Source organism: Streptomyces fagopyri, assembly GCF_009498275.1.
In the GTDB taxonomy this organism is placed as follows: Bacteria; Actinomycetota; Actinomycetes; order Streptomycetales; family Streptomycetaceae; genus Streptomyces; species Streptomyces fagopyri.
The window spans coordinates 6,187,348-6,203,697 of record NZ_CP045643.1 but is presented as its reverse complement, the minus strand read 5'-3'; the positions used below and the strand labels follow the sequence as shown (position 1 = coordinate 6,203,697).

Sequence of the window (16,350 nt, the reverse complement as noted above, 5' to 3'; positions counted from 1 at the left end):
CGCGGGGGCCGCGGCCCCCGCGCTTCCGCTTCGACCCGGACGGCCTCGTCCTCCGACGCCGGCCGGGCCGCGGCACGAACCGCCGCCGGGGTCAGCGGCCGTTGAACGCGTCCTTCAGACGGGAGAACAGGCCCTGCTGGCCCGGCTGGAACTGCCCGGTCGGACGCTCCTCGCCGCGCAGCTGCGCCAGCTCCCGGAGCAACCGCTCCTGCTCCGGATCGAGCTTGGTCGGCGTGGTGACCTCGACATGCACGATGAGGTCGCCCCGGCCGCCGCCGCGCAGATGCGTGACACCGCGTCCGTGCATCGGGATCGACTGTCCCGACTGTGTGCCGGGCCGGATGTCGACCTCCTCCAGCCCGTCCAGGGTCTCCAGCGGCACCTTGGTGCCGAGCGACGCCGCGGTCATCGGAATGGTGACCGTGCAGTGCAGATCGTCACCGCGGCGCTGGAAGGTCGAGTGCGGCAGCTCGTGGATCTCGACGTAGAGGTCACCGGCGGGACCGCCGCCGGGACCGACCTCGCCCTCGCCCGCGAGCTGGATCCGGGTGCCGTTGTCCACGCCCGCCGGGATCTTCACCGTGAGCGTGCGCCGGGACCTGACCCGCCCGTCGCCCGCGCACTCGGGGCACGGGGTCGGCACGACGGTGCCGAACCCCTGGCACTGCGGGCACGGACGGGACGTCATGACCTGGCCCAGGAACGACCGTGTGACCTGGGACACCTCGCCGCGTCCGCGGCACATGTCGCAGGTCTGGGCGGAGGTTCCCGGCGCGGCGCCCTCACCGTTGCAGGTGGCGCACACGACGGCCGTGTCGACCTGGATGTCCTTCGTGGTGCCGAAGGCGGCCTCGTCCAGCTCGATCTCGAGCCGGATCATGGCGTCCTGGCCGCGCCGCGTGCGCGACCGGGGGCCCCGCTGCGACGCCGTGCCGAAGAAGGCGTCCATGATGTCCGAGAAGTTGCCGAAGCCACCGGCTCCGAAACCGCCCGCTCCCGCGCCGCCCGCCTGGGACAGCGGGTCGCCGCCGAGGTCGTAGACCTGCTTCTTCTGCGGGTCCGACAACACCTCGTACGCGGCGTTGATCTCCTTGAACCGCTCCTGCGTCTTCGGATCGGGATTGACGTCCGGATGCAGCTCGCGCGCGAGCCGCCGGAAAGCCTTCTTGATCTCGTCCTGGGACGCGTCGCGGCGCACGCCGAGCACGGCGTAGTAGTCCGTGGCCACTTAAGACTCCGCCAGGATCTGTCCGACGTACCGTGCCACCGCTCGTACCGCTCCCATCGTTCCCGGGTAATCCATGCGGGTCGGTCCGACCACGCCGAGTTTGGCTACTGCCTCGTCGCCCGAACCGTAGCCGACGGAGACCACGGACGTGGAGTTGAGTCCCTCGTACGCGTTCTCGTGACCGATCCGTACGGTCATGCCCGAATCCCCCGCCTCCCCCAGCAGTTTGAGGAGCACGACCTGTTCCTCCAGCGCTTCGAGCACCGGTCTGATCGTGAGGGGAAAGTCATGTCCGAAGCGAGTCAGGTTCGCGGTGCCGCCGATCATCAGACGCTCCTCGGTCTCCTCGACGAGCGTCTCCAGAAGCGTGGAGAGCACCGTCGTGACCGTACCCCGGTCGTCCGTCTCGAAGGCGTCCGGGAGGTCCTGGACGAGCGGCGGGACGTCCGCGAAGCGGCGGCCCGCGACCCGGCTGTTGAGCCGGGCCCGCAGATCCGCCACCGACGTCTCACCGAACGGCGCCGGACAGTCGATCATGCGCTGCTCGACCCGCCCCGTGTCCGTGATCAGGACGAGCATCAGCCGGGCGGGGGCCAGGGACAGCAGCTCCACGTGCCGCACGGTCGATCTGGTCAGCGACGGGTACTGCACGACGGCGACCTGCCGCGTCAGCTGCGCGAGCAGCCGCACGGTCCGTCCGACGACGTCGTCGAGGTCGACGGCGCCGCCCAGGAAGTTCTGGATGGCCCGCCGCTCGGGCCCCGTCATCGGCTTGACGCCCGCGAGCTTGTCGACGAAGAGCCGGTAGCCCTTGTCGGTGGGGATGCGCCCGGCGCTCGTGTGCGGCTGGGCGATGTACCCCTCGTCCTCCAGGGCGGCCATGTCGTTGCGGACCGTGGCCGGGGAGACCCCCAGCCGGTGCCGCTCCGTCAGCGCCTTGGAACCGACCGGCTCCTCGGTGCCGACGTAGTCCTGGACGATGGCGCGCAGCACTTCGAGCCTGCGTTCACTCAGCATCGCGCGCACCTCCAGTTGTCCGTCGCTCGTCGCCTCGCCTGGCACTCAGCGCGTGCGAGTGCCAGCATGCCCCGGCCCAGTGTACGGCCGGTGGGTACGGCCCCGGCAAGGGCGGGCCCGCGATCTTGGGCACGTATGCCGACGTGTCCCGTGATGTCTCACCGGCGTTCCGCCCTCCCGCTAGCGTCACCGTATGAAGGTGACTTGGGAAGAGCCGGGTTGGGAGGAGCTGGCCCCCCGCGTGGGACGGCGGCGGCTCGCGGGCTGGGACTGCACGGCCGGGCTGGTGGTGGGCGCGGGCGCGGCGCTCATGGTCGACGCGGGGGCGAGCCTCGGGGAGGGCGCACGGTTGCGCGCCGAGGCGCGAGCACTCCTCGGTACGGACCGGGACGTGACGCACCTCGCACTCACCCATCCGCACTTCGACCATGTCTTCGGCGCGGCGGCGTTCACGGGCGCGCAGGTGTTCGGGGCCGCCGGTCTCGGCGCGGTGTTCGCGCACGGGGCCGAGGACCTGCGCGCGGACGCCGTACGCCACGGCCTGGACCCGCGTGACGCCGCCGAGGCCGCGGACGCCCTGGTCCCCCCGCGGGACCCCGTGCCGGACGAGCTGACGCTCGACCTGGGCGGCGGGGTGCGGGCACGGCTGGTGAACGTGGGTCCGGGCCACACGGCGCACGATCTGGTGGTCCTGGTGACCGGACCGGCCGGCTCCCCGGAGGTCGTCTTCTGCGGGGACCTGGTGGAGGAGTCGGGCGAGCCCCAGGCGGGTCCCGACGCCGTCTCCTCGCGCTGGCCGGCGGCGCTGGACAGGCTGCTCGGTCTGGGCGGCGAGGAGGCGGTGTATGTGCCCGGTCACGGGGCCGCGGTGAATGCGGCGTTCGTCCGGGCACAGCGGGACGCGCTCGCGACACGTTTCGGCGTGTCGTAGGGATCTCCGCGCCACCTCGCCGCCGGTTCTCCTATCGTCATCCGAATGCGCCAGTACTCTCCGGATCTCACCCCGCCGTGGAAGAAGCCCCAGCCGGTGCCCGAGGTCCCCGCCGACCCGGGTCTGGTGGTCGAGGAGCCCCGCACGGGGTTCTGCGGGGCGGTGATCGGCTGCGAGGCGGGCACGGTGACGCTGGAGGACCGCTTCGGCAAGCACCGGGTGTTCCCGCTGGAGCCGCGCGGCTTCCTGCTGGAGGGCAGGGTGGTCACGCTGGTCCGGCCGGCCGCGGGGCCGGTACGGCCCGGCCGCACGGCATCCGGTTCGGTCGCCGTGCCCGGCGCACGGGCCCGGGTGGCGCGGGCCGGCCGCATCTACGTGGAGGGCCGCCACGACGCCGAACTGGTCGAGCGGGTCTGGGGCGACGACCTCCGCGTCGAGGGCGTCGTGGTCGAGTACCTGGGGGGCATCGACGATCTCCCCGCCGTCGTCGACGAGTTCGCTCCGGGGCCGGACGCCCGGCTGGGCGTGCTGGTCGACCATCTGGTCCCGGGCACGAAGGAGTCGCGGATCGCGGAGGCGGTCACCAGTGACCACGCCCTCGTCCTCGGCCACCCGTACATCGACGTCTGGGAGGCCGTGAAGCCGTCCTCCGTGGGCATCGCCGCCTGGCCCCGGGTCCCGCGCGGGCAGGACTGGAAGACGGGCGTGTGCCGGGCCCTGGGCTGGCCGGAGAACACCGGTGCGGCCTGGCAGCACATCCTGTCCCGGGTGCGCTCCTACAAGGACCTGGAGCCGGAACTCCTGGGCCGGGTCGAGGAGCTGATCGACTTCGTCACGGCCGGCACCGAGGACTGAGGCCGGGCGGGTGCCCCGTGTGCCCGCGGGCCGGTGCGTCAGTCCACCAGGTCCCGGACCACCGCGTCCGCGAGCAGACGTCCGCGCAGTGTGAGGACGGCGCGGCCCTCGTCGTAGGGACCGTTCTCCAGGAGCCCGTCGGACAGGGCGCGGCGCGAGGCCGAGAGTCCCTCCGGGCGGAGCAGGGAGAGCGGGCAGCCTTCGCGCAGCCGCAGTTCGAGGAGGATCCGCTCGACGCGGCGGTCCTCGCCGGAGAGCAGCTCGCGCCCCGCCCCGGGGGACCTCCCGGAGGCCAGCGCCGCCGCGTACGCCCCGGGGTGCTTCACGTTCCACCAGCGCACGCCGCCGACGTGGCTGTGGGCCCCGGGCCCGGCTCCCCACCAGTCCGCGCCGCGCCAGTACAGCTCGTTGTGCAGGCACCGGCCGGCCTCGGAGGTGGCCCAGTTGGACACCTCGTACCAGTCGAAGCCCGCCGCCGCCATCACCTCGTCCGCGATGAGGTAGCGGTCCGCGTGGACGTCGTCGTCCGTCATCGGGACCTCGCCGCGGCGGATGCGCCGGGCCAGCTGGGTGCCCTCCTCGACGATCAGGGCGTACGCGGAGACGTGGTCGGGTCCGGCGCCGAGGGCGGCGTCCAGCGAGGCCCGCCAGTCGTCGTCGGACTCGCCGGGCGTGCCGTAGATCAGGTCGAGGTTCACGTGCTCGAAGCCCGCCGCGCGGGCCTCGGCGACGCAGGCCTCGGGGCGCCCGGGGGTGTGGGTGCGGTCGAGCACCTTCAGTACGTGCTGCCGGGCGCTCTGCATGCCGAACGAGATCCGGTTGAAGCCGCCGGCCCGCAGGGTCGCGAGGTACGCGGGGTCCACGGACTCCGGGTTCGCCTCCGTGGTGATCTCGGCGTCGTCGGCGAGCCCGAACTCCTCGCGGACCGCGTCCAGCATCCGTACGAGGTCGTCGGCGGCCAGCAGCGTCGGCGTACCGCCCCCGACGAAGACCGTACGGACGGGGCGCGGGTCGTCGCCGAGCACCTTGCGGGCGAGCCGGACCTCGTCGATCAGGGTGGCGGCGTAGTTGTCGCGGGAGGCGAGCACGCCCCCGGTGCCGCGCAGTTCGGTCGCCGTGTAGGTGTTGAAGTCGCAGTACCCGCAGCGGGTCGCGCAGTACGGCACGTGGAGGTAGAACCCGAGGGGGCGGTCGGCGGCCCCGGCCAGGGCGTGCGCGGGCAGCGCCCCGTCGTCGGGGACGGGCTCGCCGTCGGGGAGTGCGGAAGGCATGTCTTCCATTGTCCCGTACTCGGCCGCATGCCCCTTTCCGCGCCGGTCCGCCGGTGTCCCGTACCCGTACTCCGTACTCGGCCGCACGCCCCGTTCCGCGCCCGTCCGCCGGTCTCCACGCCCGCTCGCACCCTGGTGGGGCTTGGCGGACCGGTGCGGGGGCGCGCGCCGGGACGGGGTCGGGCGGCGCGACCCGTTCGGGCGGCGGCGTCCGCTCGCGCTCCGGGCACCGCTCCCCCGCTGTGTCCACTCCCCCCTCGGCTCCCTCCGCCCCTCCGCCCGCTCGCGCCCCGGGCCGTGGTGTGTGGAGGTGACCCGGCCGGGGGGCCGGTCCCGCTGCCCGTGCCGGGGATCTCCGTGGTCGCCGCATACGACCGCGTCTCTCGGCGGCCGGGCCTCGTCGTCCCGGGGCCCTCCCAGCTCCGCCTCCGGCACCGGCGGGGCCGGGCCGTCACTCCGCCCGCGGCACCGGCGGGGCGAGGCCGTCACTCCGCCTGGAGCACCAGCAGGGCCAGGTCGTCCTCCGGCGGCTTGCTGCCGAACTCGTGCACCAGTCGCCGGATCCGCTCCGCGACGAGCTCGACGCCGAGCCCCGTACACCCCGCGAGGGCCCGCGCGAGCCCCTCGTCGTCGTCGAACTGGCGCGGCCCGCTGCGGCGCTCCGTCACGCCGTCGGTCACACACAGCACGGTGTCGCCGGGGTACAGGTCCAAGGTCTCGGACACATAGGTCGCGTCCTCGAAGACCCCGAGCAGCGTCTGCGGCTCGGCCACCTCCCGTACGTCGCCGTCGGGACCGAGGATCAGCGGCAGCGGGTGTCCGGCCGACGCGAGGGTGCAGCGCACCCCTCCGTCGAAGGGCACCAGTTCGCCGTACAGCATGGACAGGAAGCGGGTCTGCGGGCCCTCGTCGGGGCCGAGGCCGGGTCCGCCGGCGGCCACCAGCGCGCGGGCCGCCGCGTCGGCCGCCTCCGTCGCGTCGTCGAGCAGGAGCTGGTTGAGGCGGTCGAGGACATCGGCGACCTGGCAGCCCTCCCGGGCCAGCAGCCGCACCCACGGGCGAGCGAGGCCGATCACGACGGCGGCCTCGGGCCCCTTGCCCTGCACGTCGCCGAGGACGAAGCACCAGCGTCCGTCGCCGGCCGGGAACAGGTCGTAGAAGTCCCCGCTGGGGCCGCCCTTGTCGAGCGGCTCGTAGACGAGGGCGCTGCGCACCCCGGGGATCTCGGCGACCGCGCCGGGCAGCAGGCCCCGCTGGAGGACCCGGCTGATGGTGGCCTGCCGCGCGTACTGGCGGGCCGCGCCGATGGCGAGGGCGATCCGGCGGCTGAGGTCCTCGACGAGCCCGGTGATCTCGTCGGGGAAGCAGGTCAGCCCGGCCCGCCCGATCACGAGGGTCCCGAGCGGCCGGCCGCCGGCGATCAGCCGGTAGGCCATCGCCGCCCCGCTCACCCCACCCCTCTCGTTCAGGCCACCCGCACCACTCGTCCCACCCCTCTCGTTCAGGCCACCCGCACCGCTCGCCTCGCCCGCGGCGCCCAGCATGTCGCCCGCCTCCAGCGTCTCCCCCGGCCAGGGCACGGGCACCGCCCGGGAACGCACCGAGTCGGGCAGCCGGGGCGGGTCCTTCTCCAGTGCCCGGCGCAGTTCCTCGATGCGGTTCTCGCTGCCGTGCCAGACCCGGGCGAGTCGCGGTCCCAGCGCCAGGCCGAGGCCGCCCGCCCGGTCGGTGGCCTCGTCCTCCAGCCAGACCGCGCACCAGTCGGCGAGCCGGGGCACCAGGAGCTGTCCGGCGAGCGCGGCGACCAGGTCCTCGTCGAGCTGGCCGGCGAGCAGGTCGGAGGCCTCGGCGAGGAAGGACAGGGCGCCGCGGTTGAGCCAGTCGTGGTCACGGGACGGATCGCGCCCCGGCTCCGCGACGCTCGTCCCGGCGTCGGGCGTCCCGATGCCGCGCTCCCCGGCGTACGCCCCGGTCTCCGCGCCGCCGCCCGTTCCCGCGCCGCCGTTCCTGCCCACGTCACCGCCCGGCCCCTCGTCCGCGCCCCCCTCGACGTGCCGGCCCCGCCCCAGGCCCTGAACCCGGGCCCTTGGACCCCGGTCGGCGCCCGCCTCCCCGGCCCCGCCCGGCAGGGTGCCGGTGACGCCCCCCGCCTCCCCGGCCAGTCCGAAGCCCGCGCCGAATTCCGCCGCGCCGTCCACGGGCAACCGCGCCCACACGGTCTTCACACCGGTGCGATAGGTGATGCCCCAGGCTTCCGAGAGCGCGGAGACGAGCCGCAGCCCGCGCCCGTACTCCGGTGTGCCGTAAGGGCGTTCGGCCGCGTCCTCGCGTACCGCGCGCGACGGATGGTGGTCGGACACCTCGACGATCACCGCGTCCGGAACGCCCGCCCCGCCGTCGTCGCCGAGCTCGAACCGGCACACCAGCTCCACGTCCGTACCCGCGTGCACGACCGCGTTGGTGACGAGTTCGCTGACGATCACGACGGCGTCGTCGCGGAGGCGTTCACCGAACGCGCCGGCGCCGGGCGGCGCGAGTGCCGCCCGGTCGGCGAGCGCCTCGCGCACCAGCCGCCGGGCGGCACCGGGCGCGAGCGGGGTGCCGGACAGCGCGGCGCGCACCACCGTCTCCAGGCCCGCACGGTGGTGCGCGGGCGCGTCAGGCGCGAGTGCCGTGGAGTCCCGCTGGGACTCCCGTTGCGTCGGAATGGCCCCCACTGGGCAGCTCCCTGAGCAGTTCGGACGAATACGCCTCAGGCGACACGGACAGAGTGACAGACTGACTGCGCCCATAAGCGCCGAGTTACCGAAGTGGGCCGCCATGAGTGAGAACAGTGCTACGCGTGTGCTCGAAGACGGACAGAATCGGGCATTCGAAGACGGCCTGATCCGGGCGTCCGATCTGCGTCCGCCGCTCGCCGCGATGACCGCCGCACGCGACGGCGACTTCACCGAGGTGCCGGAGACGGGGTACGCCCCGGTCGCGGAGCTGAGCACCGCGTTCAACCAGATCATCGACCGCGACATCCACTTCAACACGGAAGTGCGGCGGTTACGACGGGAGTTGGTGTGACACGGACGGCTGGACGAGTGCCGGTCCGCGGGTCCGGGACAGGGCAGCCGGACCACCCGTGTCGGCGGCCGGGCCAAAATGCTTGGCCTGTGGGGCAGTTGACGTGCAATGACCGAGAGCGTCAACGTGATGGCCTCCCGGCTGACGACCAGTTCGTGAACATCATCGGCGTCGCCATCAACTACACCGTCATCGCCGACTCCCTTACGGGGTCGCTGCTCGGTGAGTCACAGCGGCCGGCCGTCCAACTCCGGAACCGCTCCGACGAACTTCAGTCGAAGCGGGCGGAGTTGCAGCGCTCCAACGCGCAACTGGAGGAGAAGACGGCGCTCCTGGCCACCAGCTCCCCGTACAGGTCCGAGTTCCTGGCGAACATGTCGCACGAGCTGCGCACGCCGCTCGACTCCCTGCTGATCCTCGCCCGTCTCCTCTCCGACAACCCGGACGGCCGCCTCTCCGACCAGGAGGTGCGGTTCGCGACGACGAGTCACCGCTCGGGCTCCGACCTCCTCCAGCTCGTCAACGACATCCGCAACGTCCGCGCGCTCACCCATGTGCCGGGGCGCGTCGGCATGCCGGTCCTGTACACGGAGAACGGCCGCGAGGGCATCGAGACCCCGCAACGCGATCCCGACATCCAACTCGTCCTGATGGACATCATGATGCCGGAGACGGACGGCCACGAGACGATCTCCGTCATCCGCCGCAGCCCCCGCTGGACGGGCCCGCCCGTCGTCGCGCTCACCGCCAAGGCGATGCCGGAGACCGCGAGAAGTCCATCGCCCGCGGCGCCCACGACCACGTACCCGAACCGGTGGACGTCGACCGGCCGCTGACCGTCGTCCGCGCCCTCCTCGACCCGGAGGGCGCGGGACCCGGAGCGCCGGACGACGGTGTTCCCGAATCCGTTGCTCCGGGGCCGAGCACGACCGGGGAGGCCGCGGCCCCGCCGACGACCGAGTGAGGCACAGTCGCCATGAGCACTGAGGAAACGACCGACGAACGCGCCAGCATCCTCCTGGTCGACGACATGGAGGACAACCTGATCGCGCTGGAGGCCGTCCTGGGGTCCCTCAACGAGCCGCTGGTGCGCGCGCGTTCGGGTGAGGAGGCGATGAGGGCGCTGCTGCGGCAGCGCTTCGCCGTCGTCCTCCTGGACATCCGCATGCCCGGCATGGACGGCTTCGAGACCGCCGCCACCATCAAGCGGCTCGACCGGACCAAGGACGTCCCCATCATCTTCCTGACCGGCACCGACGCCGACGCGGGCTACGCCTTCCGCGGTTACGCCACCGGCGCCGCGGACTATCTGACGAAGCCGTTCGACCCCTGGGTGCTGCGCGCCAAGGTCACCGTGTTCCTGGACCTGTACCGCAAGAACCAGCAGCTGGAACGCCTGCTGGCCCGGGAACACGTCCACGCCGCCCGGATCAGCGCCCGACTGGCGTCCCTGGAGGACCAGTTGGCGACCGAGGACCCACCCGACGTGCCGGATCTGCGCAGGCAGCTGGGAGAACTGCAACGCCTGGTGGCGAGGGGGGCCGGCACCCGCGCCCCATGAGGGACGCGGGTGCCGCACGAGCGACGCGGGGAGCCTGTCCGGTCCCGGCGGACCCGCGGCCGGCGAGCGGTCCGGCCGCGGAGGGCGCGCCGCTCGGGCTCACGCCTCGCGCGTACCGGCGTACATCTCCTCGATCAGCCCCTTGTACTCCCGCTCCACGACCGGCCGCTTCAGCTTCAGGCTCGGCGTGATCTCCCCGTGCTCGATGTCGAGGTCACGCGGCAGCAGGCGGAACTTCTTGATCGTCTGCCAGCGCTGGAGCCCGTTGTTGAGCTCCTTCACATAGCCCTCGATCAGCTCGACGGTGACGGGGGCGGCCACGACATCGGCGTACGACCTGCCCGCCAGCCCGTTCTCCTTCGCCCACTCCAGGATCGACGGCTCGTCGAGGGCGATGAGGGCGGTGCAGAAGTTCCGGTCGGCGCCGTGCACGAGGATGTTGGAGACGTACGGGCAGACCGCCTTGAACTGGCCCTCGACCTCGGCGGGCGCGATGTACTTGCCGCCGGACGTCTTGATGAGGTCCTTCTTGCGGTCGGTGATGCGGAGGTATCCGTCGGGGGACAGCTCGCCGATGTCACCCGTGTGGAACCAGCCGTCCGCCTCCAGCACCTCGGCGGTCTTCTCCGGCAGTCCGTGGTAGCCCTCCATGATGCCGGGGCCGCGCAGCAGGATCTCGCCGTCGTCCGCGATGCGCACCTCGGTGCCGGGCAGCGGCTTGCCGACCGTGCCGGTGCGATACGCCTCCCCGGGGTTCACGAAGGAGGCGGCGGAGGACTCCGTGAGGCCGTACCCCTCCAGGATGTGGATGCCGGCGCCCGCGAAGAAGTAGCCGATCTCGGGGGCCAGGGCCGCGCTGCCGGAGACACAGGCGCGCAGTCTGCCGCCGAAGGCCTCTCGGATCTTGGCGAACACGAGCGCGTCCGCGACCTTGTGCTTGGCCGCGAGCGCGAAGGGGACGGAGGCGGTGCCGGTACGGCGGAAGTTGTCCTGCCCGGCCTTCGCGTACTCGCGGGACACCTCGGCGGCCCACTGGAAGATCTTGTACTTGGCGCCGCCGCCGGCCCGCGCCTTGGCCGCGACCCCGTTGTAGACCTTCTCGAAGATGCGCGGGACGGCCGCCATGTACGTCGGCCGCACCACCGGCAGGTTCTCGATGATCTTGTCCACCCGGCCGTCGACGGCGGTGACGTGACCGACCTCGATCTGGCCGGAGGTGAGCACCTTGCCGAAGACGTGGGCGAGCGGCAGCCAGAGGTACTGCACGTCGTCGGGACCGAGCAGTCCCGTCGAGGCGATGGCCTTCGCCATGTACGACCAGTTGTCGTGCGGGAGGCGGACCCCCTTGGGACGGCCGGTGGTGCCGGAGGTGTAGATGAGGGTGGCGAGCTGTTCGGCGGTGATCGCGCCGACCCGCTCCTCGATCAGATCGGGGTTCTTCTCCAGATAGGCGGCGCCGCGCGTCTCCAGCTCGGCCAGGGTCAGGACCTCGTCACCGGTCTCGACGCCGGCCGGGTCGATGACGACCACATACGTCAGCCCGGGCAGCTCGGCGCGCTTCTGCCGCACCTTGGCGAGCTGGGCCGCGTCCTCGGCGATCAGGACCCGGCTCTCCGAGTCGGAGAGGATGAACGCCGACTCCTCGGTGTTCGTCTGGGGATAGATCGTCGTGGTGGCCGCGCCCGCGCACATGATGCCGAGGTCGCAGAGGATCCACTCGACCCGCGTGGCGGAGGCGAGCGCGACACGCTGCTCCGGCTGCACACCCAGTTCGATCAGTCCGGCCGAGATGGCGAAGACCCGCTCGGCGGCCTGCGCCCAGCTCAGCGACTTCCAGTCGTCCGCGCTCTGACCCGCGGGGGCGGCGGCCCGCTCGGGCGAGGCCGGTGCCCCGGCGGCGGCCGGCACGGGGTAGCGGTAGGCCTCGGCGTCCGGTGTCGCCGCCACGCGCTCCAGGAAGAGGGCCGCGACGGACGGCGGACGGTTCTCGATCAAGGTCTGTGTGTCGCTCACGACATCCTCCGGGGCCCGCGACAGTGCGGCTGGCTGGCTCATTTGCGGCTGTTGTTTAACTCGCGAGTAACTATCGAGCAGTGATCAGAGTAGAGCGCGTCCGGCCGGTGCGTAAGGGGCGGCGTCCTGTCACTTCCTACAGAGAGCGACGGTGCGCACGCGCGAGGGCCCGCCACGCGAAAGCGCAACGGGCCCTTGAAATCGGCGAATCGGCCTACCCTGGACGGCTACTTCTTGCCCTTGGCCGCGCCGCCGCTGTCGTCGCTGGACAGCACGGCGATGAAGGCTTCTTGCGGAACTTCCACAGAGCCCACCATCTTCATCCGCTTCTTGCCCTCCTTCTGCTTCTCCAGCAGCTTCCGCTTACGGGAGATGTCACCGCCGTAGCACTTGGCGAGGACGTCCTTGCGGATGGCGCGGATGGTCTCGCGGGCGATCACACGGGAGCCGATGGCCGCCTGGATCGGCACCTCGAAGGCCTGCCGCGGGATCAGCTCGCGCAGCTTGGCGACGAGCCGGACACCGTACGCGTACGCCGCGTCCTTGTGGGTGACCGCCGAGAAGGCGTCGACCTTGTCGCCGTGCAGCAGGATGTCGACCTTGACCAGGCTGGAGGCCTGCTCGCCGGTGGGCTCGTAGTCCAGCGAGGCGTAACCGCGGGTCTTGGACTTCAACTGGTCGAAGAAGTCGAAGACGATCTCCGCGAGCGGCAGGGTGTAGCGGATCTCGACCCGGTCCTCGGAGAGGTAGTCCATGCCGAGCAGGGTGCCGCGCCGGGTCTGGCACAGCTCCATGATCGCGCCGATGAACTCCGAGGGCGCGAGGATGGTCGCCCGCACGACCGGCTCGTACACCTTGTCGATCTTGCCCTCGGGGAACTCGCTCGGGTTGGTGACCGTGTGCTCGCTGCGGTCCTCCATCTCGACGCGGTAGACCACGTTCGGGGCGGTCGCGATCAGGTCGAGCCCGAACTCGCGCTCCAGCCGCTCACGGATCACGTCGAGGTGCAGCAGTCCGAGGAAACCGACACGGAAGCCGAAGCCCAGCGCCGCGGACGTCTCCGGCTCGTACACCAGCGCCGCGTCGTTGAGCTGGAGCTTGTCCAGGGCGTCGCGCAGCTCGGGGTAGTCGGAGCCGTCCAGCGGATACAGGCCCGAGAAGACCATGGGCCGGGGGTCCTTGTACCCGCCGAGCGCCTCGGTGGCGCCCTTGTGCAGGGTGGTGATCGTGTCACCGACCTTGGACTGGCGGACGTCCTTCACGCCGGTGATGAGGTAACCCACCTCACCGACACCGAGCCCGTCGGCCGCCTTCATCTCGGGGGACGAGACGCCGATCTCCAGCAGCTCGTGGGTGGCGCCGGTGGACATCATGCGGATGCGCTCACGCTTGTTGAGCTGGCCGTCGATGACACGGACGTACGTCACGACACCACGGTACGAGTCGTACACGGAGTCGAAGATCATCGCGCGGGCGGGGGCGTCCTGGACTCCGACCGGGGCGGGGATCTCCGCGACGACCTTGTCGAGCAGCGCCTCGACACCCAGGCCGGTCTTGGCGGAGACCTTCAGCACGTCCTCCGGGTCGCAACCGATGAGGTTCGCGAGCTCCTCGGAGAACTTCTCCGGCTGGGCGGCCGGCAGGTCGATCTTGTTCAGTACGGGGATGATCTTGAGGTCGTTCTCCATCGCCAGGTAGAGGTTGGCGAGAGTCTGCGCCTCGATGCCCTGGGCCGCGTCGACCAGCAGGACCGTGCCCTCGCAGGCCGCGAGCGACCGCGACACCTCGTACGTGAAGTCGACGTGCCCGGGGGTGTCGATCATGTTGAGGATGTGGGTCTTGCCCGGGTTCTCGGACGGTGCCCAGGGCAGCCGGACCGCCTGGGACTTGATCGTGATGCCGCGCTCGCGCTCGATGTCCATACGGTCGAGGTACTGAGCACGCATCTGCCGCTGGTCGACCACCCCGGTCAGCTGGAGCATGCGGTCGGCGAGCGTGGACTTGCCGTGGTCGATGTGCGCGATGATGCAGAAATTGCGGATCAGAGCCGGGTCGGTACGGCTCGGCTCGGGCACATTGTTAGGGGTCGCGGGCACGCAGGGTCCTGTCTCTTGAGGCGCCTGTCGCCTCGGGTCGGATCGATACGTAGGCTCCATGGTCCCACGGGCGGGAGGCTGCGACCGGTTTGGGCCGGTCGTGTGGCGGCTGGTAGCCTGGGTGGCTGTGTCTCATGCCCTCTCTGCACGAGGCACACCCCAAGGAAATCAAACGGCGGGCGAGACGTGATGTCTCGCGCGCCTGAACCTGTAAAGGCTCATTCGTGGCGAACATCAAGTCCCAGATCAAGCGGATCAAGACCAACGAGAAGGCCCGGCAGCGCAACAAGGCCGTCAAGTCCTCTCTGAAGACCGCGATCCGCAAGGCCCGCGAGGCTGCTGCCGCGGGTGACGTCGAGAAGGCCACCGAGTACACGCGCGCCGCGTCGCGCCAGCTCGACAAGGCCGTCTCGAAGGGCGTCATCCACAAGAACCAGGCCGCCAACAAGAAGTCGGCGCTTGCTTCGAAGGTCGTTTCCCTCAAGGGCTGAGTCCTACTCGACTTGACCGCCGGAAGGGACCAAGCGGGCCCTCTCATCCGCTCCTGACCGGCACCCCCGGATCTGTGCGCGGCCTGCGTTCGCCACGCGGGCACGGATCCACAGGCTTGAACCAGAAACCCCGTCCCACCTCCTTCCCCAGGAGGCGGGACGGGGTTTCTGCCTTCAGGGGGCGCGATCAGGGGGAAGGTGCGGGGAAAAATGGGGGAGGGGGGAAGGGGGGAGGGGCAGGGTCTCCCATCGGAGGACTGGGCTTCCATCGGGGCTCGGGCCCGGCTTCCGGCGGGGGCTGCGCTTCCGGTAGGGGCTGCGCTTCCGGCGAGGGCTGTGCTTCCGGCAGGGTCCGCTTTTCAGCCCGCCCTGCCTTCGGGACGAGCCCTTCGGGTGATGGCGGGGGGGCTGGGGCGCGTGGCGCTCGTGGCGGGGGCCTGGGGCGCAGCAACCTCTTGTCGGGGGCTGCGGCGCAGCAACCTCTTGGCACGGGCTGCGGCGCAGCAACCCTTGCACAGGGTTACGCGCGGAGCGCCTATGGCGGGGGCTGGGGGCGGAGCACCCCTTGTCGGGTGCAGAGGCGGAGAAACCCTTGCACTGGGCTGCGCGCGGAACGCCTGAGGCGGGGACCGGACCGGAACGCCCATGGCGGGAGGGCCAGAGGCGGGACTCCGCGAGAAGGACGGGACGGGTAGGGGCAGCGGGAGCGACGGCCCACCCCGCCGTACATCACCGGGAAAAGACCTAACCCCGTCGGGACCGAGCCGCCCGGGCGATGGTCACGACCGCTTTCTCCAGCGCGTACTCGGGGTCGTCTCCGCCGCCCTTGACCCCGGCGTCCGCGTCGGCGACCGCCCGCAGGGCGACGGCCACCCCGTCCGGCGTCCACCCTCGCATCTGCTGCCGCACCCGGTCGATCTTCCACGGCGGCATGCCCAGCTCGCGGGCGAGATCGGCCGGCCGGCCGCCGCGCGCGGAGGACAGCTTCCCGATCGCCCGTACGCCCTGCGCCAGCGCGCTGGTGATCATGACGGGGGCGACCCCGGTCGACAGGGACCAGCGCAGCGCCTCCAGCGCCTCGGCTGCCCGCCCCTCCACGGCCCGATCGGCCACGGTGAAGCTCGACGCCTCGGCCCGCCCGGTGTAGTACCGGCCGACGACGGCCTCGTCGATCGTGCCCTCGACATCCGCGGTCAGCTGGGACACCGCGGACGCAAGCTCCCTCAGATCACTCCCGATGGAGTCGACGAGCGCCTGGCAGGCTTCCGGTGTCGCGGACCTCCCCAGCGCCCTGAACTCGCTCCGCACGAACGCCAGCCGGTCCGCCGGCTTCGTCATCTTGGGGCACGCCACCTCCCGGGCCCCCACCTTGCGCGCGGCGTCGAGCAGTCCCTTGCCCTTGGCCGCGCCCGCGTGCAGCAGCACGAGGGTGATCTCCTCGGCCGGCGCGCCCAGATACGCCTTCACGTCCTTGATGGTGTCGGCCGACAGATCCTGCGCGTTGCGTACGACCACGACCTTGCGCTCGGAGAAGAGCGACGGGCTCGTCAGCTCGGCGAGCGTGCCGGGCTGCAACTGGTCCGGGGTCAGGTCGCGGACGTCCGTGTCGGCGTCGGCGGCCCTGGCGGCGGCCACCACCTCCCGCACGGCACGGTCGAGCAGGAGATCCTCCTGGCCCACGGCGAGCGTGACGGGGGCGAGAGGGTCGTCTTGTGCGGTCTTCTTGGCCATCCCCGAAAGCATCCCACGCGCCACTGACAACGAAGGCCGCCCGGCCCGGCCCGGCCGACAGGGTCACCGCAGGACGGCGCGGAT

General features: G+C 71.7%; 12 protein-coding genes and 1 pseudogene. 6 read left to right on the top strand and 7 right to left on the bottom strand.

What is annotated here, in order from left to right; translation table 11 throughout:
- Positions 1 to 91 precede the first annotated feature (91 nt).
- Positions 92 to 1,228, bottom strand: coding sequence for a molecular chaperone DnaJ (gene dnaJ, locus GFH48_RS26700; RefSeq protein ID WP_153290677.1), 1,137 nt, complete (start codon positions 1,226 to 1,228; stop codon positions 92 to 94).
- Positions 1,229 to 2,245, bottom strand: a complete 1,017-nt coding sequence (hrcA, locus tag GFH48_RS26695; protein ID WP_153290676.1) for a heat-inducible transcriptional repressor HrcA — start codon at positions 2,243 to 2,245, stop codon at positions 1,229 to 1,231.
- A gap of 193 nt (positions 2,246 to 2,438) precedes the next feature.
- On the opposite strand from hrcA, the gene GFH48_RS26690 reads away from it, so the two are divergent.
- Positions 2,439 to 3,176: an MBL fold metallo-hydrolase gene (locus GFH48_RS26690; protein WP_153290675.1), complete on the top strand. Its 738-nt coding sequence runs from the start codon at positions 2,439 to 2,441 to the stop codon at positions 3,174 to 3,176.
- A 45-nt stretch (positions 3,177 to 3,221) separates the two neighbouring features.
- Positions 3,222 to 4,031 (top strand): DUF3097 domain-containing protein, encoded by an 810-nt coding sequence (locus GFH48_RS26685; RefSeq protein ID WP_153290674.1) that lies wholly within the window; start codon positions 3,222 to 3,224, stop codon positions 4,029 to 4,031.
- Positions 4,032 to 4,069: 38 nt separating this feature from the next.
- On the opposite strand, the gene hemW is transcribed toward GFH48_RS26685, so the two are convergent.
- Both hemW and GFH48_RS26675 read right to left on the bottom strand, forming a co-directional pair.
- Positions 4,070 to 5,302 (bottom strand): radical SAM family heme chaperone HemW, encoded by a 1,233-nt coding sequence (hemW, locus tag GFH48_RS26680; RefSeq protein ID WP_153290673.1) that lies wholly within the window; start codon positions 5,300 to 5,302, stop codon positions 4,070 to 4,072.
- 485 nt (positions 5,303 to 5,787) lie between these two features.
- A complete protein-coding gene (locus GFH48_RS26675; RefSeq protein WP_153290672.1) occupies positions 5,788 to 8,019 on the bottom strand; it encodes an ATP-binding SpoIIE family protein phosphatase in 2,232 nt (743 codons plus the stop codon).
- A 103-nt stretch (positions 8,020 to 8,122) separates the two neighbouring features.
- Here GFH48_RS26675 and GFH48_RS26670 point away from each other — a divergent pair, with 103 nt between their 5' ends.
- The 3 genes and pseudogenes from GFH48_RS26670 (at position 8,123) to GFH48_RS26660 (ending at position 9,935) form a co-directional block, all read left to right on the top strand.
- Positions 8,123 to 8,374 (top strand): hypothetical protein, encoded by a 252-nt coding sequence (locus GFH48_RS26670; protein WP_153290671.1) that lies wholly within the window; start codon positions 8,123 to 8,125, stop codon positions 8,372 to 8,374.
- Between the two features lie 146 nt (positions 8,375 to 8,520).
- Positions 8,521 to 9,338 (top strand): annotated as a pseudogene (locus GFH48_RS26665) (response regulator); the annotation flags it as partial.
- A 12-nt stretch (positions 9,339 to 9,350) separates the two neighbouring features.
- On the top strand, positions 9,351 to 9,935 hold the full coding sequence (locus GFH48_RS26660) for a response regulator (protein ID WP_153290670.1): 585 nt from the start codon (positions 9,351 to 9,353) through the stop codon (positions 9,933 to 9,935).
- Between the two features lie 99 nt (positions 9,936 to 10,034).
- Here the strand turns inward: GFH48_RS26660 and GFH48_RS26655 are convergent, their stop codons facing one another.
- Positions 10,035 to 11,948 (bottom strand): AMP-dependent synthetase/ligase, encoded by a 1,914-nt coding sequence (locus tag GFH48_RS26655; RefSeq protein ID WP_153290669.1) that lies wholly within the window; start codon positions 11,946 to 11,948, stop codon positions 10,035 to 10,037.
- 227 nt (positions 11,949 to 12,175) lie between these two features.
- Complete coding sequence (gene lepA / locus GFH48_RS26650) at positions 12,176 to 14,044, bottom strand: translation elongation factor 4 (protein ID WP_153290668.1); 1,869 nt, start codon at positions 14,042 to 14,044, stop codon at positions 12,176 to 12,178.
- Positions 14,045 to 14,268: 224 nt separating this feature from the next.
- On the opposite strand from lepA, the gene rpsT reads away from it, so the two are divergent.
- On the top strand, positions 14,269 to 14,535 hold the full coding sequence (gene rpsT / locus GFH48_RS26645; RefSeq protein ID WP_153290667.1) for a 30S ribosomal protein S20: 267 nt from the start codon (positions 14,269 to 14,271) through the stop codon (positions 14,533 to 14,535).
- A 744-nt stretch (positions 14,536 to 15,279) separates the two neighbouring features.
- Here the strand turns inward: rpsT and holA are convergent.
- Positions 15,280 to 16,266, bottom strand: coding sequence for a DNA polymerase III subunit delta (gene holA, locus GFH48_RS26640; RefSeq protein ID WP_194280681.1), 987 nt, complete (start codon positions 16,264 to 16,266; stop codon positions 15,280 to 15,282).
- Positions 16,267 to 16,350: the final 84 nt, after the last annotated feature.